18 protein-coding genes are annotated in these 22,236 nt (G+C 62.7%); 15 read left to right on the forward strand and 3 right to left on the reverse strand.

The window, feature by feature from the left end; all coding sequences use genetic code 11:
- Positions 1-36 precede the first annotated feature (36 nt).
- Positions 37-582, forward strand: coding sequence for a glutathione peroxidase (locus ADU59_RS14120; RefSeq protein ID WP_068954912.1), 546 nt, complete (start codon positions 37-39; stop codon positions 580-582).
- A 60-nt stretch (positions 583-642) separates the two neighbouring features.
- Here ADU59_RS14120 and ADU59_RS14125 read toward each other — a convergent pair whose 3' ends face one another.
- Positions 643-1,653: an AraC family transcriptional regulator gene (locus tag ADU59_RS14125; RefSeq protein ID WP_068954757.1), complete on the reverse strand. Its 1,011-nt coding sequence runs from the start codon at positions 1,651-1,653 to the stop codon at positions 643-645.
- Between the two features lie 198 nt (positions 1,654-1,851).
- On the opposite strand from ADU59_RS14125, the gene ADU59_RS14130 reads away from it, so the two are divergent.
- The 12 genes from ADU59_RS14130 (at position 1,852) to ADU59_RS14185 (ending at position 15,149) form a co-directional block, all read left to right on the forward strand.
- Entirely contained in the window at positions 1,852-2,619 is a 768-nt protein-coding gene (locus ADU59_RS14130; RefSeq protein ID WP_068954913.1) for a 3-hydroxyacyl-CoA dehydrogenase, read from the forward strand.
- Positions 2,620-2,640: 21 nt separating this feature from the next.
- The gene (locus tag ADU59_RS14135; protein WP_068954758.1) at positions 2,641-3,828 is read left to right on the forward strand and encodes an acetyl-CoA C-acyltransferase; all 1,188 of its coding nucleotides are present in this window, start codon (positions 2,641-2,643) and stop codon (positions 3,826-3,828) included.
- Between the two features lie 25 nt (positions 3,829-3,853).
- Positions 3,854-4,981: an acyl-CoA dehydrogenase family protein gene (locus tag ADU59_RS14140; RefSeq protein WP_068954759.1), complete on the forward strand. Its 1,128-nt coding sequence runs from the start codon at positions 3,854-3,856 to the stop codon at positions 4,979-4,981.
- Positions 4,982-5,048: 67 nt separating this feature from the next.
- Complete coding sequence (locus ADU59_RS14145; RefSeq protein WP_068954760.1) at positions 5,049-6,281, forward strand: 3-methyl-2-oxobutanoate dehydrogenase (2-methylpropanoyl-transferring) subunit alpha; 1,233 nt, start codon at positions 5,049-5,051, stop codon at positions 6,279-6,281.
- Between the two features lies 1 nt (position 6,282).
- Positions 6,283-7,296 (forward strand): alpha-ketoacid dehydrogenase subunit beta, encoded by a 1,014-nt coding sequence (locus ADU59_RS14150; protein WP_068954761.1) that lies wholly within the window; start codon positions 6,283-6,285, stop codon positions 7,294-7,296.
- Between the two features lie 2 nt (positions 7,297-7,298).
- The gene (locus ADU59_RS14155; protein WP_068954762.1) at positions 7,299-8,615 is read left to right on the forward strand and encodes a dihydrolipoamide acetyltransferase family protein; all 1,317 of its coding nucleotides are present in this window, start codon (positions 7,299-7,301) and stop codon (positions 8,613-8,615) included.
- A 5-nt stretch (positions 8,616-8,620) separates the two neighbouring features.
- Positions 8,621-10,018 (forward strand): dihydrolipoyl dehydrogenase, encoded by a 1,398-nt coding sequence (lpdA, locus tag ADU59_RS14160; RefSeq protein WP_068954914.1) that lies wholly within the window; start codon positions 8,621-8,623, stop codon positions 10,016-10,018.
- Entirely contained in the window at positions 10,002-11,105 is a 1,104-nt protein-coding gene (locus ADU59_RS14165) for an enoyl-CoA hydratase/isomerase family protein (RefSeq protein ID WP_068954763.1), read from the forward strand. The genes lpdA and ADU59_RS14165 overlap by 17 nt, the downstream gene beginning before the upstream one ends.
- Positions 11,102-11,992 (forward strand): 3-hydroxyisobutyrate dehydrogenase, encoded by an 891-nt coding sequence (gene mmsB / locus ADU59_RS14170; RefSeq protein ID WP_068954764.1) that lies wholly within the window; start codon positions 11,102-11,104, stop codon positions 11,990-11,992. The genes ADU59_RS14165 and mmsB overlap by 4 nt, the downstream gene beginning before the upstream one ends.
- Before the next feature lie 34 nt (positions 11,993-12,026).
- Positions 12,027-12,797, forward strand: a complete 771-nt coding sequence (locus tag ADU59_RS14175; RefSeq protein ID WP_068954765.1) for an enoyl-CoA hydratase — start codon at positions 12,027-12,029, stop codon at positions 12,795-12,797.
- A gap of 121 nt (positions 12,798-12,918) precedes the next feature.
- Positions 12,919-14,535, forward strand: a complete 1,617-nt coding sequence (locus ADU59_RS14180; protein WP_083198266.1) for a SulP family inorganic anion transporter — start codon at positions 12,919-12,921, stop codon at positions 14,533-14,535.
- The gene (locus tag ADU59_RS14185; protein WP_068954766.1) at positions 14,532-15,149 is read left to right on the forward strand and encodes a ParB-like protein; all 618 of its coding nucleotides are present in this window, start codon (positions 14,532-14,534) and stop codon (positions 15,147-15,149) included. Before ADU59_RS14180 ends, ADU59_RS14185 begins: the two co-directional genes overlap by 4 nt.
- A gap of 33 nt (positions 15,150-15,182) precedes the next feature.
- On the opposite strand, the gene ADU59_RS14190 is transcribed toward ADU59_RS14185, so the two are convergent.
- The gene (locus ADU59_RS14190) at positions 15,183-18,275 is read right to left on the reverse strand and encodes an efflux RND transporter permease subunit (RefSeq protein ID WP_068954767.1); all 3,093 of its coding nucleotides are present in this window, start codon (positions 18,273-18,275) and stop codon (positions 15,183-15,185) included.
- The gene (locus ADU59_RS14195; protein ID WP_083198267.1) at positions 18,272-19,516 is read right to left on the reverse strand and encodes an efflux RND transporter periplasmic adaptor subunit; all 1,245 of its coding nucleotides are present in this window, start codon (positions 19,514-19,516) and stop codon (positions 18,272-18,274) included. Before ADU59_RS14195 ends, ADU59_RS14190 begins: the two co-directional genes overlap by 4 nt.
- A 492-nt stretch (positions 19,517-20,008) precedes the next feature.
- On the opposite strand from ADU59_RS14195, the gene ADU59_RS14200 reads away from it, so the two are divergent.
- Positions 20,009-21,076 (forward strand): ABC transporter ATP-binding protein, encoded by a 1,068-nt coding sequence (locus ADU59_RS14200; protein WP_068954768.1) that lies wholly within the window; start codon positions 20,009-20,011, stop codon positions 21,074-21,076.
- A gap of 116 nt (positions 21,077-21,192) precedes the next feature.
- Positions 21,193-22,212: an extracellular solute-binding protein gene (locus ADU59_RS14205; RefSeq protein ID WP_068954769.1), complete on the forward strand. Its 1,020-nt coding sequence runs from the start codon at positions 21,193-21,195 to the stop codon at positions 22,210-22,212.
- Positions 22,213-22,236 lie beyond the last annotated feature (24 nt).

The following is a 22,236-nucleotide window of genomic DNA, read 5'->3' on the forward strand; positions in this document are numbered from 1 at the left end:
TCCGTGACGTCATCAAGCAGGAGCGGAGTGGAAAACGTGACGACATCCCCATTGGATATTCCGGTCAAGACCGCAGACGGTCGCCAGACAACGCTTGCCGAGTTTCGTGGACGCGTGATGCTGGTCGTCAATGTCGCTTCGAAATGCGGCCTGACGGTGCAATACGAGGGACTTGAAAAGCTCTTCGAGGCCAAGCGCGACGAAGGCCTTGTCGTCCTTGCCTTTCCGGCCAACGATTTCATGGGGCAGGAGCCCGGCACGGAAGCCGAGATCGTCGAGTTCTGCACCAGCACCTATGACGTGAAATTCCCGATCTTCGCCAAGATCTCGGTGAAGGGAGAGGCCATCCACCCGCTCTACCGCAGCCTGACCGCCACAGTCCCCGAGGCGATCGGCGAGGGGCCGATGCGCGATCGGCTGAAGGGCTATGGCGTCGTGCCGGACAATGCTGCCGATGTGCTGTGGAACTTCGAAAAGTTCCTGATCGGCCGCGATGGAACTGTCGCCGCCCGTTTTGCCCCCGACGTCACCGCCGAAGACGCGCGCCTCGTTTCCGCGATCGAGAAAGAACTCGCACGCTGACAAGGATATTTGCGCCGCAGCAATCGGACGTTGCGGTGCTCCCCCGCTGGACCGAACATCCTATTCGCGTTGAACTCTGGCCGTCTCCCGCCGGAAGGCGCTTGGGCTCTTCGAGGTCCACTTGCGGAAAGCGCGATGAAAGGCGCTCGGCTCTGAGTAACCAAGCTGCGCGGCGATCTCTCCGACACCGCTCTTGCCATGCAGCAGCAGGTCGATGGCAAGATCGCGGCGGATTTCATCCTTGATACCGGCATAGCTCTGGCCTTCGCCGTGCAGGCGGTGACGCAGCGTCGATGGCGACATGCGCATCTGCCCCGCAAGATCGCTGAAGCTGGACCAGGCGGTGGGTGCCGCTTGGCGCAAGCGCTTGCGCACGCTGGCGGCGAGACCGGCATCATACCGGTAGCGCACCAAGATATTGGCGGGTGCGCCGCGCAGAAACTGCTTCAGAGCCTGCTCCGTTCGCACGATCGGCAGCTTGAGCACGGTGCGATCGAAGGCGAGACGGCTGACCGCTTGCGAGAATTGGACCGGCGCGCCGAAGAACAGGCGGTAATCGGCGCCCTGCGGCGGCTCGCCACAGCGGAAATCCACCCTGCGGATCGGAATGCGCCGCCCAACCAGCCAACAGGTGATGCCGTGCAGCAGAATCCAGTAGGTCCGGTAGGCGAAGGCAGAGCGCGCCTCACCCTTGTCCGTCAAAACGATCTCGGCAAGTCCCTCGCGTATCACGAGTTCGCCGCTCGGGTCTTCCAGCATGACATTGAGGAAGCGGAGGGCGCGGCGAAGGGCTTGCTCGAGGGTTCCGGCGTGCAGCACGCAATGACACAGCAGCGTGAAGCTGCCGCGCCGCATCGCTCGTCCGCCCATGCCGAAGAATTCGTCATCGACTTCGGCGGCAACCGCCAGCCAGAGCGCACCGTAGGTTTCGGCCGAAATCGGTTTGTCGATGATCGGGGGTAGACCGAGAGACGTGAGCAATGGTGCAGCAGGCTTACCCTGCCGCCGCAGGCAGTCGAGCGCCTCCTCGACGAAAGAAGGCGAAATCATCCGCCGGTCCGCATCCATCATCGATCGTCCTCCAATATGGCAAAAGTGGCCGAAAGAGGAAGGACACTTCTGTCATCGCTTGCAATACCGCGTCAGCGTAGACTTCGGCAAGATGGTTCGGCTGAAAAGCCGTTATCTTCGATGAAACGTGGCACGGGAGGGCTGCATGATGGATCGAAAATCAGCACGCACACGTCGTCCAATCGGGGTCGCTCTGTCATGCTGATCGCCGGCAAGGTTTTTGTGGTGACGGGCGGCGGCTCCGGCCTCGGTGCTGCGAGTGCCCGCTTGCTGGTCGAAGCCGGTGCCCGCGTTATTATCGCGGACATCAACAGCGAAGCCGGCGGACAGGTTGCCCGCGAACTCGGAGCGAGCGCCCGTTTCGTACGCACCGATGTCACCAGTGAAACGGACGGGTTGGCTGCGGTCAATGCAGCGCTCGAGACCTTCGGCCATCTGCATGGGCTGGTGAACTGCGCCGGCGTTGCGCCGGGCGAAAAGGTTCTCGGCCGCGATGGCCCGCACCGGCTTGAAAATTTTGCCCGCGCCATCGGTATCAATCTCATCGGCACCTTCAACATGATCCGCCTGGCAGCCTCGATCATCCAGAGGCAAGAGCCCGATAGTGACGGCGAGCGCGGGGTCATCGTCAACACCGCCTCGGTCGCCGCATTCGACGGGCAGATCGGTCAGGCCGCCTATGCCGCCTCAAAGGGCGGGGTCGTCGGCATGACCCTGCCGATCGCCCGCGAACTGGCGCGTTACGGCATCCGCGTCGTTTCCATCGCGCCCGGCATTTTCGAAACGCCGATGATGGCCGGCATGCCACCCGAGACGCAGGAGGCCCTCGGCAAGAGCGTGCCCTTTCCGCCACGTCTTGGCCGCCCGGCCGAATTCGCCGCGCTGGTGCGCCATATCTGTGAGAATAATATGCTCAACGGCGAGGTGATCCGCCTCGACGGTGCCTTGCGCATGGCGCCACGTTGAGACCGGTTTAGGGAGCTTGAAATGACACAGCACGATCCTATCGTCATCGTCGGTTCGGCCCGCACCCCCATGGGCGGGTTTCAGGGCGACCTGCAGGGCGCCACCGCGCCCGAACTCGGGGCAGCGGCCATCCGCGCCGCGTTGGAGCGCAGCGACGTGGCGCCGGAAGCAGTAGAGGAAGTCGTGTTCGGCTGCGTCCTGCCTGCAGGGCAGGGGCAGGCACCGGCCAGACAAGCCGCGATCGGCGCTGGTCTGCCTTTTGCCACGGGTGCCAGCACCGTCAACAAGATGTGCGGTTCGGGCATGAAGGCGGTGATGCTGGCGCATGACCTGATTCTGGCCGGCAGCGCCAACATCGCCGTTGCCGGTGGCATGGAAAGCATGAGCAATGCGCCCTATCTGCTGGATAAGGCTCGCGGTGGTTACCGGCTCGGCCATGGCCGTGTCATCGATCACATGTTCCTCGACGGGCTGGAGGATGCCTATGACAAGGGACGGCTGATGGGAACATTCGCGGAAGATTGCGCCGAGGCCTACCAGTTCACGCGGCCTGCGCAGGACGATTTCGCCGTGACGTCGCTCACCCGCGCCAAGAAGGCGATGGGCGATGGGATGTTCGACGCCGAGATCACACCTGTGACCGTAAAGGCGGGAAAGACCGAACAGGTCGTCAGCCGCGACGAACAGCCAGGCAAGGCGAGGCTCGAAAAGATCCCGACCCTGAAACCCGCCTTCTGCGAAAACGGCACGGTGACGGCCGCCAATTCCAGCTCGATTTCCGATGGCGCGGCGGCACTGGTGCTGATGCGCCGCTCCGAGGCCGACCGGAAGGGCCTGACGCCGCTTGCCACCATCACTGGCCATTCCACACACGCGCAGGCGCCCAATCTGTTTGCGACGGCTCCGATCGGCGCCCTGAAGAAGCTCAGCGAACGCACCGGCTGGAACCTGAAGGATGTCGACCTGTTCGAGATCAACGAGGCCTTCGCCGTCGTCGCCATGGCAGCGATGCGCGATCTCGACCTGCCGCATGACAAGGTCAACGTGCATGGCGGCGCCTGCGCGCTTGGTCATCCCATCGGCGCATCCGGCGCCCGTGTCATCGTCACATTGCTGGCAGCCCTTGAGCGTTACGATCTGAAGCGCGGCATGGCCGCGCTCTGCATCGGCGGCGGTGAGGCGACGGCGATTGCGATCGAGCGACACTGATCGGGTTTTGGGAGGAGGCCGATAGATGATCCTGACTGAACAGCAAATCCAGATCCGCGACATGGCCCGCGATTTCGCCCGTGAGCGTCTCATGCCGGGGGCGGCTGAACGGGACGTTTCGCATGCCTTTCCGAAGGCCGAACTGAAGGAAATGGGTGAACTCGGCTTCCTCGGCATGCTGGTGCCGGAGGCCTATGGCGGCTCTGAAACGGGCATGGTCGCCTATGCCGTGGCGCTTGAAGAAATCGCGGCCGGTGATGGGCCGTGTTCCACGATCATGAGCGTGCACAGTTCGGTCGGCTGCGTGCCAATCCTGAAATTTGGCACTGAGGAACAGAAGCAGCGCTTCCTGCCGAAGCTTGCCTCGGGCGAGTGGATTGGCGGCTTTGCGCTGACAGAACCGCAGGCCGGTTCGGACGCATCGAATCTCCGCACCCGCGCCCGCCGCGACGGCGATCATTATGTGCTTGATGGTGCCAAGCAGTTCATCACGTCAGGCAAGAACGGCAACGTCATCATCGTCTTCGCGGTCACCGATCCCGATGCCGGCAAGAAGGGCATCACGGCCTTTATCGTTCCGACGGATACACCGGGTTACGAGGTCGTGCGCGTGGAGCACAAGCTCGGCCTGCATTCCTCCGATACTTGCCAGATCGCCTTTACCGACATGCGCATTCCGGCCGACCTGCGGCTGGGGGCGGAGGGCGAGGGCTATAGGATCGCCCTGGCGAACCTCGAAGGCGGCCGCATCGGTATCGCCTCGCAATCGGTCGGCATGGCGCGCTCAGCGTTCGAGGCAGCGCGCGACTATGCCCGTGAGCGTATCGCCTTCGGCAAGCCGATCATCGAACATCAAGCCATCGCGTTTCGCCTCGCCGACATGGCAACGCAGATTACGGCGGCGCGGCAGATGGTGCTGCATGCCGCCGAACTGAAGGGGGCCGGCGAGCCCTGCCTGACGGAAGCCTCGATGGCCAAGCTGTTCGCCTCGGAGATGGCGGAAAAGGTCTGTTCGGATGCGATCCAGATCCATGGCGGCTATGGTTATATGTCGGACTACCCGGTCGAGCGCATCTACCGCGACGTGCGCATCTGCCAGATTTATGAGGGAACAAGCGACGTGCAGCGTATCGTCATTGCGCGTAGTCTATAAAACAAGAGACCCCGCTTTCCGGGAGTGAGCAAGGAAAGCGTGGGTCCAAAAGGAGGAAGAGCACGGCATGACCGAGTTCCCGCAATTGAGCCTGCATGTTCCGGAACCGGCCGTCCGGCCCGGTGGTCAGCCGGATTTTTCCAACGTCAACATCGCCAAGGCAGGCTCCGTGCCGCGCCCGTCGGTTGACGCCGCGCCGGAAGACATCCGCGATCTCGCCTATTCGATCATCCGCGTACTGAACCGCGATGGCGAGGCCGTTGGCCCATGGGCCGGGCTGCTGTCGGACGAGGAATTGCTGACCGGCCTCAAGCACATGATGAAGCTGCGCGCTTTCGATGCCCGCATGCTGATGGCGCAGCGGCAGGGAAAGACATCCTTCTACATGCAGCATCTGGGCGAGGAAGCCGTCAGCTGCGCCTTCCGCAAGGCGCTGAAGAAGGGCGATATGAATTTCCCGACCTATCGTCAGGCCGGGCTGCTCATCGCCGACGATTATCCGATGGTCGAGATGATGAACCAGATTTTCTCCAACGAGAATGATCCGCTGCGCGGCCGTCAGCTGCCGATCATGTACTCCTCCAAGGAGCATGGCTTCTTCACCATTTCCGGCAATCTCGCCACGCAATATGTCCAGGCGGTCGGCTGGGCGATGGCGTCGGCGATCAAGAACGACACCAAGATCGCCGCCGCCTGGATCGGTGACGGCTCGACGGCGGAATCGGATTTCCATTCGGCGCTGGTCTTTGCCTCCACCTACAAGGCGCCGGTCATCCTCAATATCGTCAACAACCAGTGGGCAATCTCGACTTTCCAGGGCATCGCCCGCGGCGGCTCCGGAACGTTTGCTGCCCGGGGTTTGGGCTTCGGCATCCCGGCGCTCAGGGTCGATGGCAACGATTATCTCGCCGTTTATGCCGTATCGCACTGGGCGGCCGAGCGCGCCCGGCGCAATCTCGGTCCGACCCTGATCGAATACGTCACCTACCGCGTCGGTGCGCACTCGACCTCCGACGATCCGAGCGCCTATCGCCCGAAGACGGAATCGGAAGCCTGGCCGCTGGGCGATCCCGTCCTGCGCCTGAAGAAACATCTGATCGTCAAAGGTGTCTGGTCAGAGGAGCGACACGTGCAGGCCGAAGCCGAAATCCTCGACGAGGTGATCCAGGCGCAGAAGCAGGCGGAGGCGCACGGCACGCTGCATGCCGGCGGAAAGCCCTCCGTGCGCGATATCTTCGAAGGCGTCTATGCCGAGATGCCGCCCCATATTCGTCGCCAACGACAGAAGGCAGGATACTGACATGGCCAGAATGACAATGATCGAGGCCGTGCGCAGCGCCATGGACGTGTCGATGGAGCGCGACGACGATGTGGTGGTGTTCGGCGAGGATGTGGGGTATTTCGGCGGCGTCTTCCGCTGCACCCAGGGCCTTCAGGCGAAATACGGCAAGACCCGCTGCTTCGATGCGCCGATCAGCGAGAGCGGCATCGTCGGAACGGCGATCGGCATGGCCGCGTATGGCTTGAAACCCTGCGTCGAGATCCAGTTCGCCGATTATATGTACCCGGCCTATGACCAGATCACCCAGGAAGCCGCCCGCATCCGCTATCGCTCGAACGGCGACTTCACCTGCCCGATCGTGCTGCGTATGCCGACCGGCGGCGGCATCTTCGGCGGGCAGACACACAGCCAGAGCCCGGAGGCGCTGTTTACTCATGTCTGCGGCCTGAAGGTCGTCGTTCCGTCCAATCCCTACGACGCCAAGGGGCTTTTGATTGCCTCCATTGAAGACCCGGACCCTGTGATGTTCCTCGAACCGAAGCGTCTCTACAACGGCCCTTTCGACGGCCATCATGAAAAGCCGGTGACGCCATGGTCAAAGCATGACCTGGGCGAGGTGCCGGAAGGGCACTACAGCATTCCGATCGGCAAGGCCGAAATCCGCCGGCAGGGATCTGCTGTGACCGTCATTGCCTATGGCACCATGGTGCATGTGGCGCTGGCCGCCGCCGAAGAAATGGGCATCGATGCCGAAGTGATCGACCTGCGCAGCCTGCTGCCGCTCGATCTCGACACAATCGTGCAATCCGTCACCAAAACCGGCCGCTGTGTCGTCGTGCACGAGGCAACGCTGACCTCGGGTTACGGCGCCGAGCTCGCAGCACTCGTGCAGGAACATTGCTTCTATCATCTGGAAGCGCCCATCGTTCGCGTCACGGGCTGGGACACGCCTTATCCACACGCCCAGGAATGGGATTATTTCCCCGGGCCCGGCCGTGTGGGGCGTGCGCTCGCCGAAGTCATGGAGGCGTGATCATGGGTGAATTCGTTATCAAGATGCCGGATGTCGGCGAAGGCGTGGCGGAAGCCGAACTCGTCGAATGGCACTGCAAGGTCGGCGATCCCGTCCGTGAAGACATGGTGCTTGCTGCGGTCATGACCGACAAGGCGACGGTCGAGATTCCCTCGCCGGTGAACGGCACCGTTCTCTGGCTCGGCGCTGAGATCGGCGACACCGTTGCGGTCAAGGCGCCGCTGCTGCGGATCCAGATCGCGGGTGAGGGCGGCGAGGCGGATGCGGTTCCGATGGCGGAAACCGTGACGATCGCTTCTTCTTCTCCTCAGCGGAGAGAAGGTGCCCGAAGGGCGGATGAGGGGGACGCTCCGCCCTCCCTTGGCCAGTTATCCCCTTCATCCGACCCTGCTGGCCACCTTCTCCCCGCAGGAGAGAAGGGAAGCCGTGCGGCACCCGATACGCTCGCCAAGCCACTCGCTTCGCCTGCCGTCCGGCTTCGCGCCCAGGATGGCGGCGTCGATCTGCGCCAGGTGACGGGCACCGGCCCGGCAGGGCGGATCACCCATGACGACCTCGACCAGTTTCTGGCCCGTGGTGCACAGCCATCCATCCTGCCGGTGGGCCTTGCCAGGAAAACCACTGTCGAGGAGATCAAGGTTACCGGCCTGCGCCGTCGCATCTCCGAGAAGATGGTGCTGGCGACGTCGCGCATTCCCCACATCACCTATGTCGAGGAGATCGACGTCACCGATCTGGAGGACCTGCGGGCGACGATGAATGCCAGCCGCAAGCCGGACCAGACCAAACTGACGATCCTGCCTTTCCTGATGCGGGCTCTGGTGAAGACCGTTGGCGAGCAGCCGGGCGTCAACGCCACCTTCGATGACGACGCCGGTATCATCAGCCGCCACGGCGCCGTTCATATCGGCATCGCCACCCAGACCCCCGCGGGCCTCACCGTGCCGGTGGTGCGCCATGCCGAAGCACGCGGCATCTGGGATTGCGCGGGCGAACTCGTGCGCCTTGCGGAAGCCGCCCGCACCGGCTCGGCGTTGCGCGAAGAACTGTCCGGCTCGACCATCACGATCACTTCGCTCGGCGCGATGGGCGGCATCGCGACGACACCGATCATCAACCATCCGGAAGTGGCGATCGTCGGCGTCAACAAGATCATGATGCGGCCGGTCTGGGACGGCAGCCAGTTCATTCCGCGCAAGATGATGAACCTGTCGTCGAGTTTCGATCACCGCGTCGTGGACGGATGGGATGCCGCGACCTTCGTCCAGCGGATCAAGGCCCTGCTCGAAACCCCCGCGCTGATTTTCATCGAAAGCTGATGCCCATGAAAGAGATCGTCTGCAAGCTTCTCGTCATCGGCGCCGGCCCCGGTGGCTATATCTGCGCCATCCGCGCCGGCCAGCTCGGGGTCGATACCGTCATCGTCGAGGCCGTCAAGGCCGGGGGCACCTGCCTCAATATCGGCTGCATTCCCTCCAAGGCACTGATCCATGCGGCCGAGGAATTCGAGAAGGTCAGCCAGATGGCAAACGCCAAAAGCCCGCTCGGCATCACGGTCGAGGCGCCGAAACTCGACCTCGCCAGGACCATCGCCTGGAAGGACGGCATCGTCGGCCGCCTGAACAGCGGCGTGCTCGGCTTGCTGCGCAAGGCCAAGGTCAAGATCGTCCATGGCAGGGCGAAGTTTCGCGACGGCAAGACCGTCGAGGTCGAGACGGAAACCGGAACGCAGATCATCCGCGCCGAAACGGTGGTGATCGCCACCGGCTCGGAACCGGTGGAACTGCCGTTCCTGCCCTTCGGCGGGCCGGTCATCTCCTCGACGGAAGCACTGTCGCTGAAGACGGTGCCGCAGAGGCTGGTCGTTGTCGGCGGCGGCTATATCGGTCTGGAACTCGGAACCGCCTTCGCCAAGTTGGGCGCGCAAGTCACCGTGGTTGAAGCGACCCAGCAGATTCTGCCGCAATATGATGCGGAACTGGTGCGGCCCCTCGCCAAGCGGCTGGGAGATCTCGGCATCCGCGTCCTGACCGGCGCCAAGGCCAAGGGGCTTTCGGATGAAGGCGTTGCGCTCCTGATCGAAACCGCCGAAGGCGAGGAACAGCGGCTGCCAGCCGACAAGATCCTCGTCACCGTCGGCCGCAAGCCACGCACCGAAGGATGGGGACTGGATGAACTCGACCTCGACCGCGCCGGCAAATTCCTGCGCATCGATGACCGCTGCCGGACCTCGATGCGCGGCGTTCATGCCATCGGCGACATCACCGGCGAACCGATGCTGGCGCATCGCGCCATGGCACAGGGCGAAATGGTCGCCGAGATCGTCGCGGGCAAGAAGCGGACATGGGACAAGCGCTGCATTCCAGCCGTCTGCTTCACCGATCCGGAAATCGTCACGGCCGGTCTCTCTCCGGATGAGGCGCGGGCGCAAGGCTACGAGATTCGCGTCGGGCTGTTTCCGTTCAATGCCAACGGCCGCGCCATGACGATGCTCTCGGAAGACGGTTTCGTCCGCATCGTGGCGCGCGCGGACAGCAACCTCGTTCTCGGCGTGCAGGCTGTCGGTGCCGGTGTTTCGGAACTGTCGAGCGCCTTTGCGCTAGCCATCGAAATGGGTGCCCGTCTGGAAGATATCGCTGCGACGATCCACGCGCACCCGACACGCAGCGAAGGTTTCCAGGAAGCAGCAATGAAGGCGCTCGGCCATGCCCTCCATGTCTGAATCCCGCACAACAGAAGCAGAAACGCTTGTCGACCACCAGGGTGCGCTCGGTCGTATCCGGCTCAATCGGCCCAAGGCGCTGAACAGCCTGACGCTGCAGATGGTGCGCGACATCGAGTGCGCGCTGGACGACTTTGAGACCGATCCGGCCATCGCGGCCGTGCTCGTCACCGGCGAGGGCGAGCGCGGCCTCTGCGCTGGCGGCGATATCCGCGCCATCTATGACGGCGGAAAAACCGGCTCTGATCTGCCGGAAACCTTCTGGCGCGAGGAATACCGGCTCAACGCCCGGATCGGGCGCTATCCGAAACCCTATGTCGTCATTATGGATGGCATCGTCATGGGTGGCGGTGTCGGTATCTCCGTCTATGGCAGCCACCGGATCGTCACCGAGCGCACCCGTTTCGCCATGCCGGAAACCGGCATCGGCTTTTTCCCGGATGTCGGCGCATCCTGGTTCCTGACACGCCAAACCAATGAACTCGGCACCTATGTCGGACTGACCGGCGAACCGCTGGGCGCCGCTGATGCCATTCTTGTCGGCCTCGCAGACATTTTTGTCCGGTCCGAACGGCTTGCGGAATTGACCGAGGCTTTGACATCGCTGCCAGCGGGAAATTCACGCGAGGCAGTTTCAACCGTGATCGCAGACTTTTCCGAAGCGCCGCCAGCCGGCGTTCTGGAATCACACCGGCCGGCCATCTATCGCCTCTTTGCCTTCGACACGATCGAAGACATTTTCGCCGCCCTGCGTGGTGACGGCAGTTCTTTCGCGGAGAAAATTCTCTCCGTTCTCTCGGCGAAATCGCCGCTCAGTCTCAACGTGACGCTACGGCTGCTGCGGCTTGGCCGCAAAACCGAAAGGTTGGAAGACTGCCTCGAACGGGAATTCGCGGCCACGGCCGCTGTTCTGCGCAGCCATGATTTCTACGAGGGCGTGCGCGCCGCCGTGATCGACAAGGACCGCAATCCGCAATGGCGGCCGGGTCGGCTTGCGGATGTCACCGCGGCGGATGTCGATGCCTATTTCAAGCCATCCGCCCATCCACTTTTTGCGGATAAGACCAAGGAAGGATCACCAGCATGACGATCGGCTTTATCGGTCTCGGTCACATGGGCGGCCCGATGGCTGCCAATCTTGTCAAGGCTGGCCATACGGTCAAAGGGTTCGATCTCTCGCAACCCTTGCTGGATGAAGCGCAAGGAAAGGGCGTCGCCGCCTGCGCGTCGCTTGCCGAAGCGGTCTCTGGCGCCGACACGGTCATCACCATGCTTCCCGCCGGCAAACATGTTCTGTCGGTCTGGCAGGAACTGGTCGCGACGGTGCCATCCGGTACGCTGCTGATCGACTGCTCGACCATTGACATAGACAGCGCCCGCAAGGCGCATGAGATGGCCGCCGGAAAAGGTTGCCCCTCGCTCGATGCGCCGGTATCCGGCGGCACCGGTGGCGCGGCAGCGGGAACGCTCACCTTTATGATTGGCGGCGAGCAGCAGGCCTTCGCGGATGCCGCGCCAATCTTCCAGGCAATGGGCAAGAAGATCATCCATTGCGGCGGGCCAACGGCGGGGCAGGCGGCGAAGATCTGCAACAACATGATCCTCGGCATCAGCATGATCGCCGTCGGCGAGGCCTTCGTACTCGGCGAAAAGCTCGGCCTCTCGCATCAGGCGCTCTATGATGTCGCCTCGGTTTCCTCAGGCCAGTGCTGGTCGCTCACCACCTATTGCCCCGTGCCAGGCCCGGTTCCCACATCCCCGGCCAACAACGACTACAAGCCCGGTTTTGCCGGAGCCCTCATGCTGAAAGACCTGAAGCTCTCCCAGGAGGCAGCACAATCGGCGGGGGCGACAACGCCGCTCGGGGCCAAGGCTGCGGAGCTCTACGCGCTGTTCAACGAGCTCGGAAACGCCGACAAGGATTTTTCCGGCATCATCGACATGTTAAGGCAACAATCCGGCGGCACCGCCTGAAAACGCCTTAAACGCCCGCAAGAGGATCACGCCCATGGAAAAACCGATCATCATCGAACAGCAGGACCGGGTTGTGGTCGTCACACTGAACCGGCCCGCCGCGCGTAATGCGCTCAATTCCGAGATCATGAATGCGCTGGTAACCGATCTTGCGCCGCTCGACCGCGACCCCGGCGTTGGCTGCTTTGTGCTGAAGGGCTCAGACAAGGCATTCGCGGCAGGCGCCGATATCAAGGAGATGGCCGACAAGTCGTTCGCCAACATGTTTGGCGAGGACTTCTTTGCCGCCTGGGACCGGTTCGCATCGTTCCGCACGCCGAAGATCGCGGCGGTCTCGGGTTATGCGCTCGGTGGCGGCTGCGAACTGGCGATGATGTGCGACATGATCTTTGCCGCCGACACCGCCATGTTCGGCCAGCCGGAGATCAAGCTCGGCGTCATCCCCGGCATGGGCGGTTCGCAGCGGCTGACGAAGCTTGTCGGCAAGGCAAAAGCGATGGACATGATCCTGACCGGGCGAATGATGGATGCGACGGAGGCCGAACGCTGCGGCCTCGTTGCGCGCGTCCTGCCGGCGGACAAGCTGATCGACGAAACGCTGGCCGCCGCCCGCACGATCGCCGGTTACGGCAAGGCCGCCACCATGGCCGCCCGCGAAGCGGTCGATCGTGCCCTCGAAGGGGGGCTGCGCGAAGGCATCCTGTTCGAACGCCGTATTTTCCATGCACTGTTTGCGACCCACGATCAGAAGGAGGGCATGGCCGCCTTCATCGAAAAGCGGCCGCCGCAATTTCAGGGCAAATAGGCGGCCGGTCAGTCCGAAGGTTGAGATAGGTCTGTTTGAGGCGCTATCGCAGTGAAAGACCAGGTGCCGTACAATCCGTGCTATTGAGGCGATCTGAAAACCAGCGGAGCAACAGCCGTCGATGCGCAAGGGAGACTGGATCGCAGGCGTGTCCGTGGCGGGGCTGATGTTGCCTGAAGCGGTCGCCTATGCGGGAATAGCCGGATTGCCGCCTCAGCGGGCCATTTTTGCCGCGGTTGCCGGCTGTCTCGCCTATGCGGTGATTGGCAGAAGCCGGTTTGCCATCGTCACCCCCACCTCGTCTTCGGCAGCGATCCTTGCTGCAACGCTTGCCGCCATGCCGGGCTCTGTCGGCGACAAGGCGGCGCTTGCCACCATCGTGGTGGCACTGGTCGGCATTCTCTTCCTGCTCGCATCGGCGATGCGGCTTGGAAACCTGGCGGGATTTATCTCCCGGCCGGTCCTGCGTGGTTTTGCCTTCGGGTTGGCGATAACCATTATCCTGCGGCAGCTCCCGGTTCTGGCCGGTGTGGACGTGAAAGCCCCGGATGTTTTTCATCTGGCGATCGGCCTTGTTTCCTCCGCGCCGCAATGGCATCTGCCGAGCGTTCTGGTCGGTGTGGCCGCTCTTGCCGCCCTCATTGTTCTGCGCCGCATTCCTCTGGTTCCGGGTGCCTTTCTGGTGCTCGGCGCGGGCATCGCCGCGTCCTTCCTCTTCGATCTCGCCCATCATGGCGTCGCGCTTGTCGGCAGCATTCCATTGGAGGCCGCATGGCCGGAATTCTCGGGACGCCAATGGACGGAAATCAGGGCACTTCTGCCCTTCGTGCTGCCGCTGATGCTCATTCTCTTTGCCGAATCCTGGGGGACCTTGCGGTCCCTAGCACTGCGCAACAACGAAACCGTCGAGGCAAACCGCGAGCTTGGTGCCCTGGGTTTTGCAAATGTTGCCAGCGCCGTTGTCCAGGGCATGCCGGTTGGCGCCGGTTTCTCGGCGGGAGCGGCGAGCGAGGCTGCGGGTGCACAAAGCCGGGCAACGGCCGTCATCGCGGCGTTCGGCCTGGCGTTCTTGATGATTTTCGCTCCCGGTCCGGTGGCGCTGCTTCCGCAACCGGTCCTGGCGGCGGTGGTCGTGGCAGCACTGACCCATGCTCTCAATCCTATGCCGCTGCTGCGCCTCTGGCAGTTGAACCGTGATGGTTTCATCGCGCTCGCGGCAGTGTTTGGCGTGCTGGTGTTCGGCGTTCTGGATGGAATGCTGGTGGCGATCGCGCTGTCGCTGGCTGCCCTGCTCAGGCGTCTGGCATCGCCTTATGTCGCGCGCCTTGGCCGGCTTGGCCAGGGCCACGATTTCGTCGATATCGCACGTCACGCCGACGCGGCGCAGATTCCGGGCGTTGCCATCTGGCGGCCGGCACAGCCGCTGTTTTTCGCCAATGCGGATGCCATGCTGACCACCATTGCCCATGACGTTCATGCCGAAAGTGCTATCGCGGCCGTCATTGTCAGCCTTGAGGAGAGTTTCGATCTCGACAGCACCGCGCTCGATGCACTGCTGGAATTCGACAAGACGATAGGATCGTCCGGCAAGCGGGTGCACTATGCGCGCGTCCATGACCGGGCGCGCGACCTGATCGCGGCTGCATCACCCGAACTTGCCGGACGATGTAGCGTCAGCGTCGACGATGCCGTTGCCGCCGTTTTGTCTCAACCATCCCGCTCTGGAGGTCCTTCATGACGCAGTCATACGAACCACGCCTGCAGCCGGTGGCCATAGCAAGCTTCAGGCCGACACAGATGACTGTCGGCTTTCACGAGGTCGCCAGCAAACGGCTGGAATGGCGCGCGCATGCCGGGCGTAACGGAGCGAAATTCCTCGGCCGCCACATGGTTCCGGTCGTTCTCGGTCCGAAGAAGCGCGCTTACCTGATTGACCATCACCATCTCGCCAGAGCGCTTCAGGAGGAGGGCGTCGAACATGTCCTGACCAGTGTTGTCGCCGATCTCAGCGGCCTCGGAAAACCGGAATTCTGGTCGGTGATGGATCACTATCGCTGGACGTATCCATTCGATGCCAAAGGCATGCGCCAGCCGCACGATCGTCTCCCCAAGACGGTCGCGGATCTCGTCGATGATCCCTACCGGTCTCTGGCCGGAGCCCTTCGCACGTCAGGCGGCTATGCCAAGGACAATACGCCGTTTAGCGAGTTCATGTGGGCGGATTTTCTGCGCAACCGCGTCGATGCCCGAGCGCTGCACAAGGATTTCAAGGGGGCCGTGGCCGAGGCCATGAAGCTTGCCCGCACGAAGGCCGCAAGCCATCTGCCGGGATGGTGCGGCCCGGACGATTGACCCAAACAGCGACAGGCTTTTCGCAGTCGCTCTTCAACCTGTCACGGGGACAGCCTTCCTGCGCATCCGCATCCGGAGTGACCGTATGAAGGTGGACAGCCGTTCAATCTCGACGAAGATGACCGGCGTCATGAAAAGGGTCAGCACCTGGCTGACGAGAAGCCCGCCGACCACCGCGACGCCGAGCGGCTGGCGCAGCTCCGAGCTGGCGCCCGTTCCGATCGCAATCGGCAGCGCACCGAGCAGAGCGCAGAAGGTCGTCATCATGATCGGCCGGAAGCGGCGTACCGCCGCCTGATGGATGGCATCCAGCGTTTCGTGATGCTCGTCGCGTTGAAGCGTCAGGGCCACGTCGATCATCATGATCGCATTCTTCTTGACGATACCGATCAGCATCAAGAGGCCAATCAGCGCGATGATCGACAGATCGAAGCCGAAGAGCTTGAGCGTCAGCAAGGCTCCAAAGGCGGCTGACGGCAGGCCGGAGAGAATGGTCAGCGGATGCAGAAAGCTTTCGTAGAACACGCCGAGCACCACATAGATGGTCAGGATCGCCGCCCCGATCAGCAGTCCGGTATTGCCGCTTGCCTGCTGGAAGATCTGTGCGGCGCCGGCGTAACTGGTGGTGACGGAGGACGGCAGGTGGACCTGCTCCTTCAGCGCCTCGATGCGATCGGTCGCCGTTCCGAGTGATACGCCCGGTGGCAGATTGAACGATAGCGTCACGGCGGTCAGCTGTCCGGTCTGGTTGACGGTGACCGGCCCTGCCTCGCGCGTCACGCGCGCAAAGCTCGAAAGTGGCACGAGTGCGCCGGACGTGGAGGCGACCCGGATCGCCGCCAGCGATTGTTCGTTCCAATCCAGCGACTGGTCGTATTCGAGAATGACGTCGTAGCTGTCGCCGGTGGTTTGGATCTGTGTAACGACATAGCTGCCGAATGCGGCTTCCAGCGTCGTGCGCAGCGCCTGCGACGAAATTCCAAGGGTATTGGCACGGTCGTTATCGACGGCAACATGCGCCTGAAGCGCGTTGTTCTGGAGATCGGAAGCGACATCAACGAAATTGGCCCGGTCGGCGCGCATCGCCTCGGCGAGCGTTTGCGAAGAATCCCGCGCCGCCTGGGCATCGATGGATTGCAGTACCAGCTGATAGAGGCTCTGGGTGCTGCGGCCGCCGAAGCGCAGGCTTTGCTGGGGGGTGATGAACGCCTTCAAGCCTGCGATCTGCGATAGCGAGCCCCGCAACGCCTGCAGGGTTTCGTCGAGCGGTAGGCGTGCGTCGCGCGGTTTTAGCTGCACGAGCAGCGAGCCGGCGTTGAGCGCCGATCCGCCGGGGCCGGAGCCGAGCGTCGACGTCACATGCGCAACGGCGGGATCGGCGGCAACGATGGCCGCGGCGCGCGCCTGCAAGGCGCTCATCGCCTGATAGGATATGTCCTGCCGTGCCTGCGTCGAGACGGTCAGAAGACCGATATCCTCGGCAGGAAAGAAGCTGCGCGGCAGGTTCGTGAACATCCAGCCGGATGCTGCGAAGGTGGCGACGAACACCAGCATGACCAGCGCGCGGTGGTTCAGGCACCAGCCGACGGAGCGGCCATAGGCGGCGGTTACCCGGTCGAACAGCCCCTCGCGCGGTGCCTCTTCGTGCGGCTGATGCGGCAGGCGGGCTGCAAGCATCGGCGTGACGGTGAGCGAGACGAGAGCCGAAGACAGAATGGCCAGCGTCACGACGACGCCGAACTCGTTCAGCACGCGCCCGACGATACCGCCCATCAGCAGAATGGGCAGGAAAACGGCGACCAGCGAAATCGACATCGAAACAATGGTGCCGGTGACCTCGCGGCTGCCCTCGATTGCCGCTTGTAGGGGGGCCATGCCCTCTTCGACCTTGCGCACGATATTTTCCAGCATGACGATGGCATCGTCGACGACAAGGCCGACGGACAGGGTCAGGCCCAGAAGGGAGATGTTGTCGATGGAGAAACCGAGCGCATACATTGCCCCCACCGTCGCCACCAGCGACAGCGGCACGGCGAGCCCTGGGATAAGCGTGGCCGACAGCCGCCGCAGGAACAGATAGATCACCAGAACGACGAGGCCGATGGTGATCATCAGCGTTGTCTCGACATCGGCCACGGCCGCGCGGATCGACACGGAGGCATCGTTGACGACATTGATATGCATGTCGGCGGGAAGGCCGGCCTGAAGTTCCGGCACCTTGGCCAGAATGGCATCGACCACCGCCACGGTATTGGCGCCCGGCTGACGCTGGACGGCCAGCGCGATGGCCGGCTTGCCGTCCAGCCAGCTTCCCTGATTGACGACGGTCACGCTGTCCTTCACGTTGGCGACATCGCTCAGCCGCACGATCCGGCCACCGGGTTGGGCGATAATCAGTGTTTTGAAGGCGGCGGCATCGCTGCGCTGGGTCGAAACCTCGACGGTCAATGCCTGGGATTTGTTCTGAAGTGTGCCGACGGGCGATTGATCGTTGGCTGCTGCCAGCGTTGTCGCCAGGCCATCCAGCGAAAGGCCCCGGCTTTGCAGCTTGCGCGGATCGACCTCGATGCGCACGGCATAGGCTTTTTGGCCGAAGACCTGTGCCTGGGCCACGCCGGAGATCGTCGACAGTGCGGGGGAAATGATGTTTTCCGCCACATCGTCCATTTTCGTCAGCGATGCGCCGTCACCCGTCAGCGCCAAGATGAGCACCGGGGCGTCTGCCGGGTTCGCCTTCCGGTAGCTTGGCGGCGCGGTCAGATTGTCGGGCAATTGCCGTCCAGCCCGCGCAATCGCGGCCTGCACATCGGCGGCGGCGGCATCGATATCACGCGAAAGGGAGAACTGGATGGTGATCTGGGTATTGCCGAGCGATGAGCTGGCGCTGATCGTGTCGATACCGGCGATCGTCTCGAATTGCTTGATCAGGGGCGTTGCGACAGAACTGGCCATCGTATCGGGCGATGCGCCGGCAAGCTGGGCGGAGACGTTGATCGTCGGAAAATCGGCCTGCGGCAGGGCGGCGACTGGTAGATTGGTGTATGCGGATGCGCCCGCGAGAAGGATGCCGATGGTCAAGAGGATCGTTGCGACCGGGCGGCGGATGAAGATTTCGGAGATGTTCATTGTGCCGCTCCGGCATCGGACGCGCTGTCGGCAACCTTCTCGGCCGTGGGTTCCGGCGCGGAAACGACGGTTACGTGGGTGCCCTCCACCAGCCCCGCTTGCCCTTCCGTGACGACAACCTCACCCTTCTCCAGGCCACGCGCGATGCCGGCCGTGTCTCCGGCGCTCAAAGCGACCTCGACCTTGCGCACCTGGACGGTATTATCCTGGCCGACAACGTAGCAGATGGAGCCATCGTCGTGGGGCTGGAGCGAAACGGCCGGCACGATGACCAGGCCATCCTTTTCACCGGCATTGACCGTGATATCCAGGGACTGCCCCGGCCAGAACGCACTATCTGCATTCTCCAGCAGCGCCCGCAGCTTGAAGGTGCCGGAGGCGGGGTCCACCGCGTTATCGATGAAGACGATCGGTCCCGATGCCGCTGTGGTGTCGTCCTGAGACATCATCGGGGCAATGCGAACGTTGAGTTTTCCGGCCGAAAGTGCTGACCGGGCAAGGTCGAGATCGGGCTCCGCAAGCGTGAATTCCGCGTAGACCGGTTTCATCTGCGTCAGTGTCACGATATCCGCGCCCGGGGCGACATAGGCGCCGGGGGAGAATAAAATCACGCCGAGCTTGCCGTCGAAGGGCGCGCGAATTTGCGTCTGCGTCAGTGCGACCTTGTCCGCAGCCAGATTTGCCTGATCGACGGCAATGGCGCCTTCGGCCTGTTTTGCAGCCGCAACTGCATCATCAAGCTGCTGCTGTGTCTGGGCACCGGCATTGCTGAGGGCCTGTACCCGCTTCAAAGTGGTATTGGCATCGTCAAGCGTCGCCTGATCCTTCGTCAGGGTGGCGGTATCGCGCTGTATGTTTGCCTTGATCGTCCGGTCATCCAGCTGCACCAGCAGATCGCCGGCCTTGACGTCGGCGCCATCCTTGACCAGCACCTCGGCGACGATCCCCGAGGCCAGACTGGAAAGCGCCGTCGAGGCAATCGGAACGATGGTGCCGATCGCCTTGCGCGTGATCGGCAAGGACCCTGCCTTTGCCGTGGCCACCGTCACGGTGACGGCATGGCCCCCATGTCCTGCGGCCCCCTGTTTCTGCCCGGAGCCACCGGCAAGGTCCTTTGCGTCGGATTTTACTGAGGCGGTCTTTGCCAAAAACCCGGGCAGATAGGGCGCCAGTTCGGCGCGCCCGAGGAAAATGCCCACGGCGGCAACCGAAAGGACAAGCAATGAATTCCGGTACCGCATGCTGCGTTCCTTCAGTGGGAATGACGCTTTGCTACGAAGTTTAAAATCTAGCCGAAAAAGAGTTGATAGAAATCAATAAGTTGTGATTTCGTCTAATTTTCGGGATTCAGTGGAGACCGCATTGCCCTGGATTGGTTTCACCCGTCGTCGCTATGGCCGACGGTTGAGCTGGCGTGCAAGCCGTCGGACGGATCGGCGCCCTGAACGGTCATGCCGGTGGGAGCGGGAGAAGACGTTCGAAAATCCGCCTGTATCATGCTGGTTCCTGCTTCGAGAACAGTACACATCGATCATTGAATTTCGTCGAGATTGCGTCTGTCCTGAAGACTGGCTTTGCCGACATCCGCAAACGCGATTTGAAATCCGGTCTGCGGGACGCGGGCCGGGCATCGTCAGCGCCGTCAACGCAAACGGCGGGTGCTGGCGCAACGCTCTTTCGACAGATAGATAGACCATCGGCAAGCTGTTTTGAGAGCAGGGAAAACGAAGACGATGACTGACAGACGACAAGCGCCCGGCCATGTGCTCGAACTCCAGGGCGTCGGGCGGCGTTTCGGCACGGTCGCCGCGCTGGCCAACATCGATCTCGCGATTGCAGCCGGCGAGATCATCTGCCTTGTCGGCCGATCCGGCTGCGGCAAGTCTTCGCTTCTGCGCATCATCGCCGGCGTCGATACGCCCGATTCCGGCCGCGTGCTTCTGAAGGGCAACGAGGTTTCCGGACCGTCCCGTTTTATCGAGCCCGAGGCGCGCAATATCGGTTTCGTGTTTCAGGATTACGCGCTGTTTCCGCATCTGAGCGTCGAGCAGAACGTGATGTTCGGGCTGAAGCGTCTGCCGGGCAAGGAAGCCGGCACGCGGGCGCGGGCCATCATCGAGCATATCGGTATCGGCGATCTTGCCGGGCGGTACCCGCATATGCTGTCGGGCGGCGAGCAGCAGCGGGTGGCGCTTGCCCGGGCGCTGGCGCCCAAGCCGGACATTCTGTTGATGGACGAGCCGTTTTCCAACCTCGACCGTGGCTTGCGCGACCGGGTGCGAGAGGAGACGCTGGCCCTGCTGCGCGGCCTTGGCACAACGGTCATCATGGTCACCCACGATCCGGAAGAGGCGCTCTCGGCCGGCGACAGGGTCGTACTGATGAAGAATGGCGAAATCGTCCAGACCGGCACGGGCTACGATCTGCACGATCGGCCGAAGACACCCTATGCGGCAGAGTTCTTCTGCGCCTTCAACAAGATCCCGGGTGTCTACCGTGATGGCCACGTGGAAACGGCCATCGGCCGTTTTGCCCACAGGCTGGATGCCGATAACGGCGCCGCGGCAATGCTGTACCTCCGGCCGCAGGGGCTTTCGGTGGTGGAGGGGGAGGGGAACCTTGCCGGCCGCCTTGCCGGTCGCGCCTTTCTGGGCGAAGTGGAGCAACTGTCGGTACGCGTTGAAAATCTGGCCGAGCCCTTGCGTGTGCGCACGACAAGCCGATTGCCGATGGATGCCGATGCGGTCAATCTGGCGATTCTGCCCGGCAGTACGCTCGCCTTTTCGCACCCGGGATCGTAACCGGACTGCAGCCGCGCAATCACACCTCCGTGATCGTTAACCGTAAACTGCCGCCCGTTAACTTGACTATCTAAGTCATAAATGATGGACAACGCGGGCATTCATTGGAGGGATACATGAAACATCCACGCCCGCAGTCCGTACTTCTCGCTGCCACTTTCCTCTTCGGCGCAAGTGCCGCTTCTGCTGCCGAACTCAATATCTACACGACGCGCGAGCCCGGCCTGATTCAGCCCTTGCTCGATTCGTTTACGGCTGAAACGGGCACCAAGGTCAACACGGTCTTCCTCAAGGACGGTTTGGCCGAGCGTGTTGTGGCGGAAGGCGAAAGCTCGCCCGCCGATATCCTGATGACCGTCGATGCCGGCAATCTGGTGGACCTGACCGAAAAGGGCGTGACGCAGGCCATCGAATCCACGGCGCTGACCGAAGCTGTTCCCGAACAGCTGCGCGATGCCAATGGCCATTGGTACGCCCTGTCGATGCGTGCCCGCGTGCTGTATGCGGCAAAGGATCTGGATCTGGCCGACTTCAATTACGAGGACCTGGCCGATCCCAAATGGAAGGGCAAGGTCTGCATCCGTTCTGGCCAGCATCCCTACAACACGGCGCTGATTGCCGACTACATCGCCCATTATGGCGCTGAGGAAACCGAAAAGTGGCTGGCTGGCGTCAAGGACAATCTGGCCCGCAAGGCGGCCGGCGGTGACCGCGACGGCGCCAAGGACATTCTCGGCGGCATTTGCGATGTCGCAATCGCCAATTCCTATTATGTCGGCCTGATGCGCTCGGGCAGGGGTGGCGAAGAGCAGGTTGCCTGGGGCAATGGCATCAAGGTTGTCCTGCCGACCTTCAAGAATGGCGGAACGCAGGTCAATATCAGCGGTGCGGCCGTTGCCAAACATGCGCCGAACAAGGCCGAGGCCGTCAAGCTTCTGGAATATCTCGTCTCTGACAACGCCCAGAAGATCTATGCCGAAGCCAATTTCGAATATCCGGTCAAGCCGGGTGCCGCTGCCGATCCGATCATTGCCTCGTTCGGCGAGTTGAAGATCGATTCCAAGCCCCTGGTCGAGGTGGTCAGCCATCGCAAGCAGGCAAGCGAACTGGTCGACAAGGTCGGCTTCGACAACTGAGGCAAGACGCCGGACGGATGATAC

This window comes from Pararhizobium polonicum (assembly GCF_001687365.1).
Taxonomy (GTDB): domain Bacteria; phylum Pseudomonadota; class Alphaproteobacteria; order Rhizobiales; family Rhizobiaceae; genus Pararhizobium; species Pararhizobium polonicum.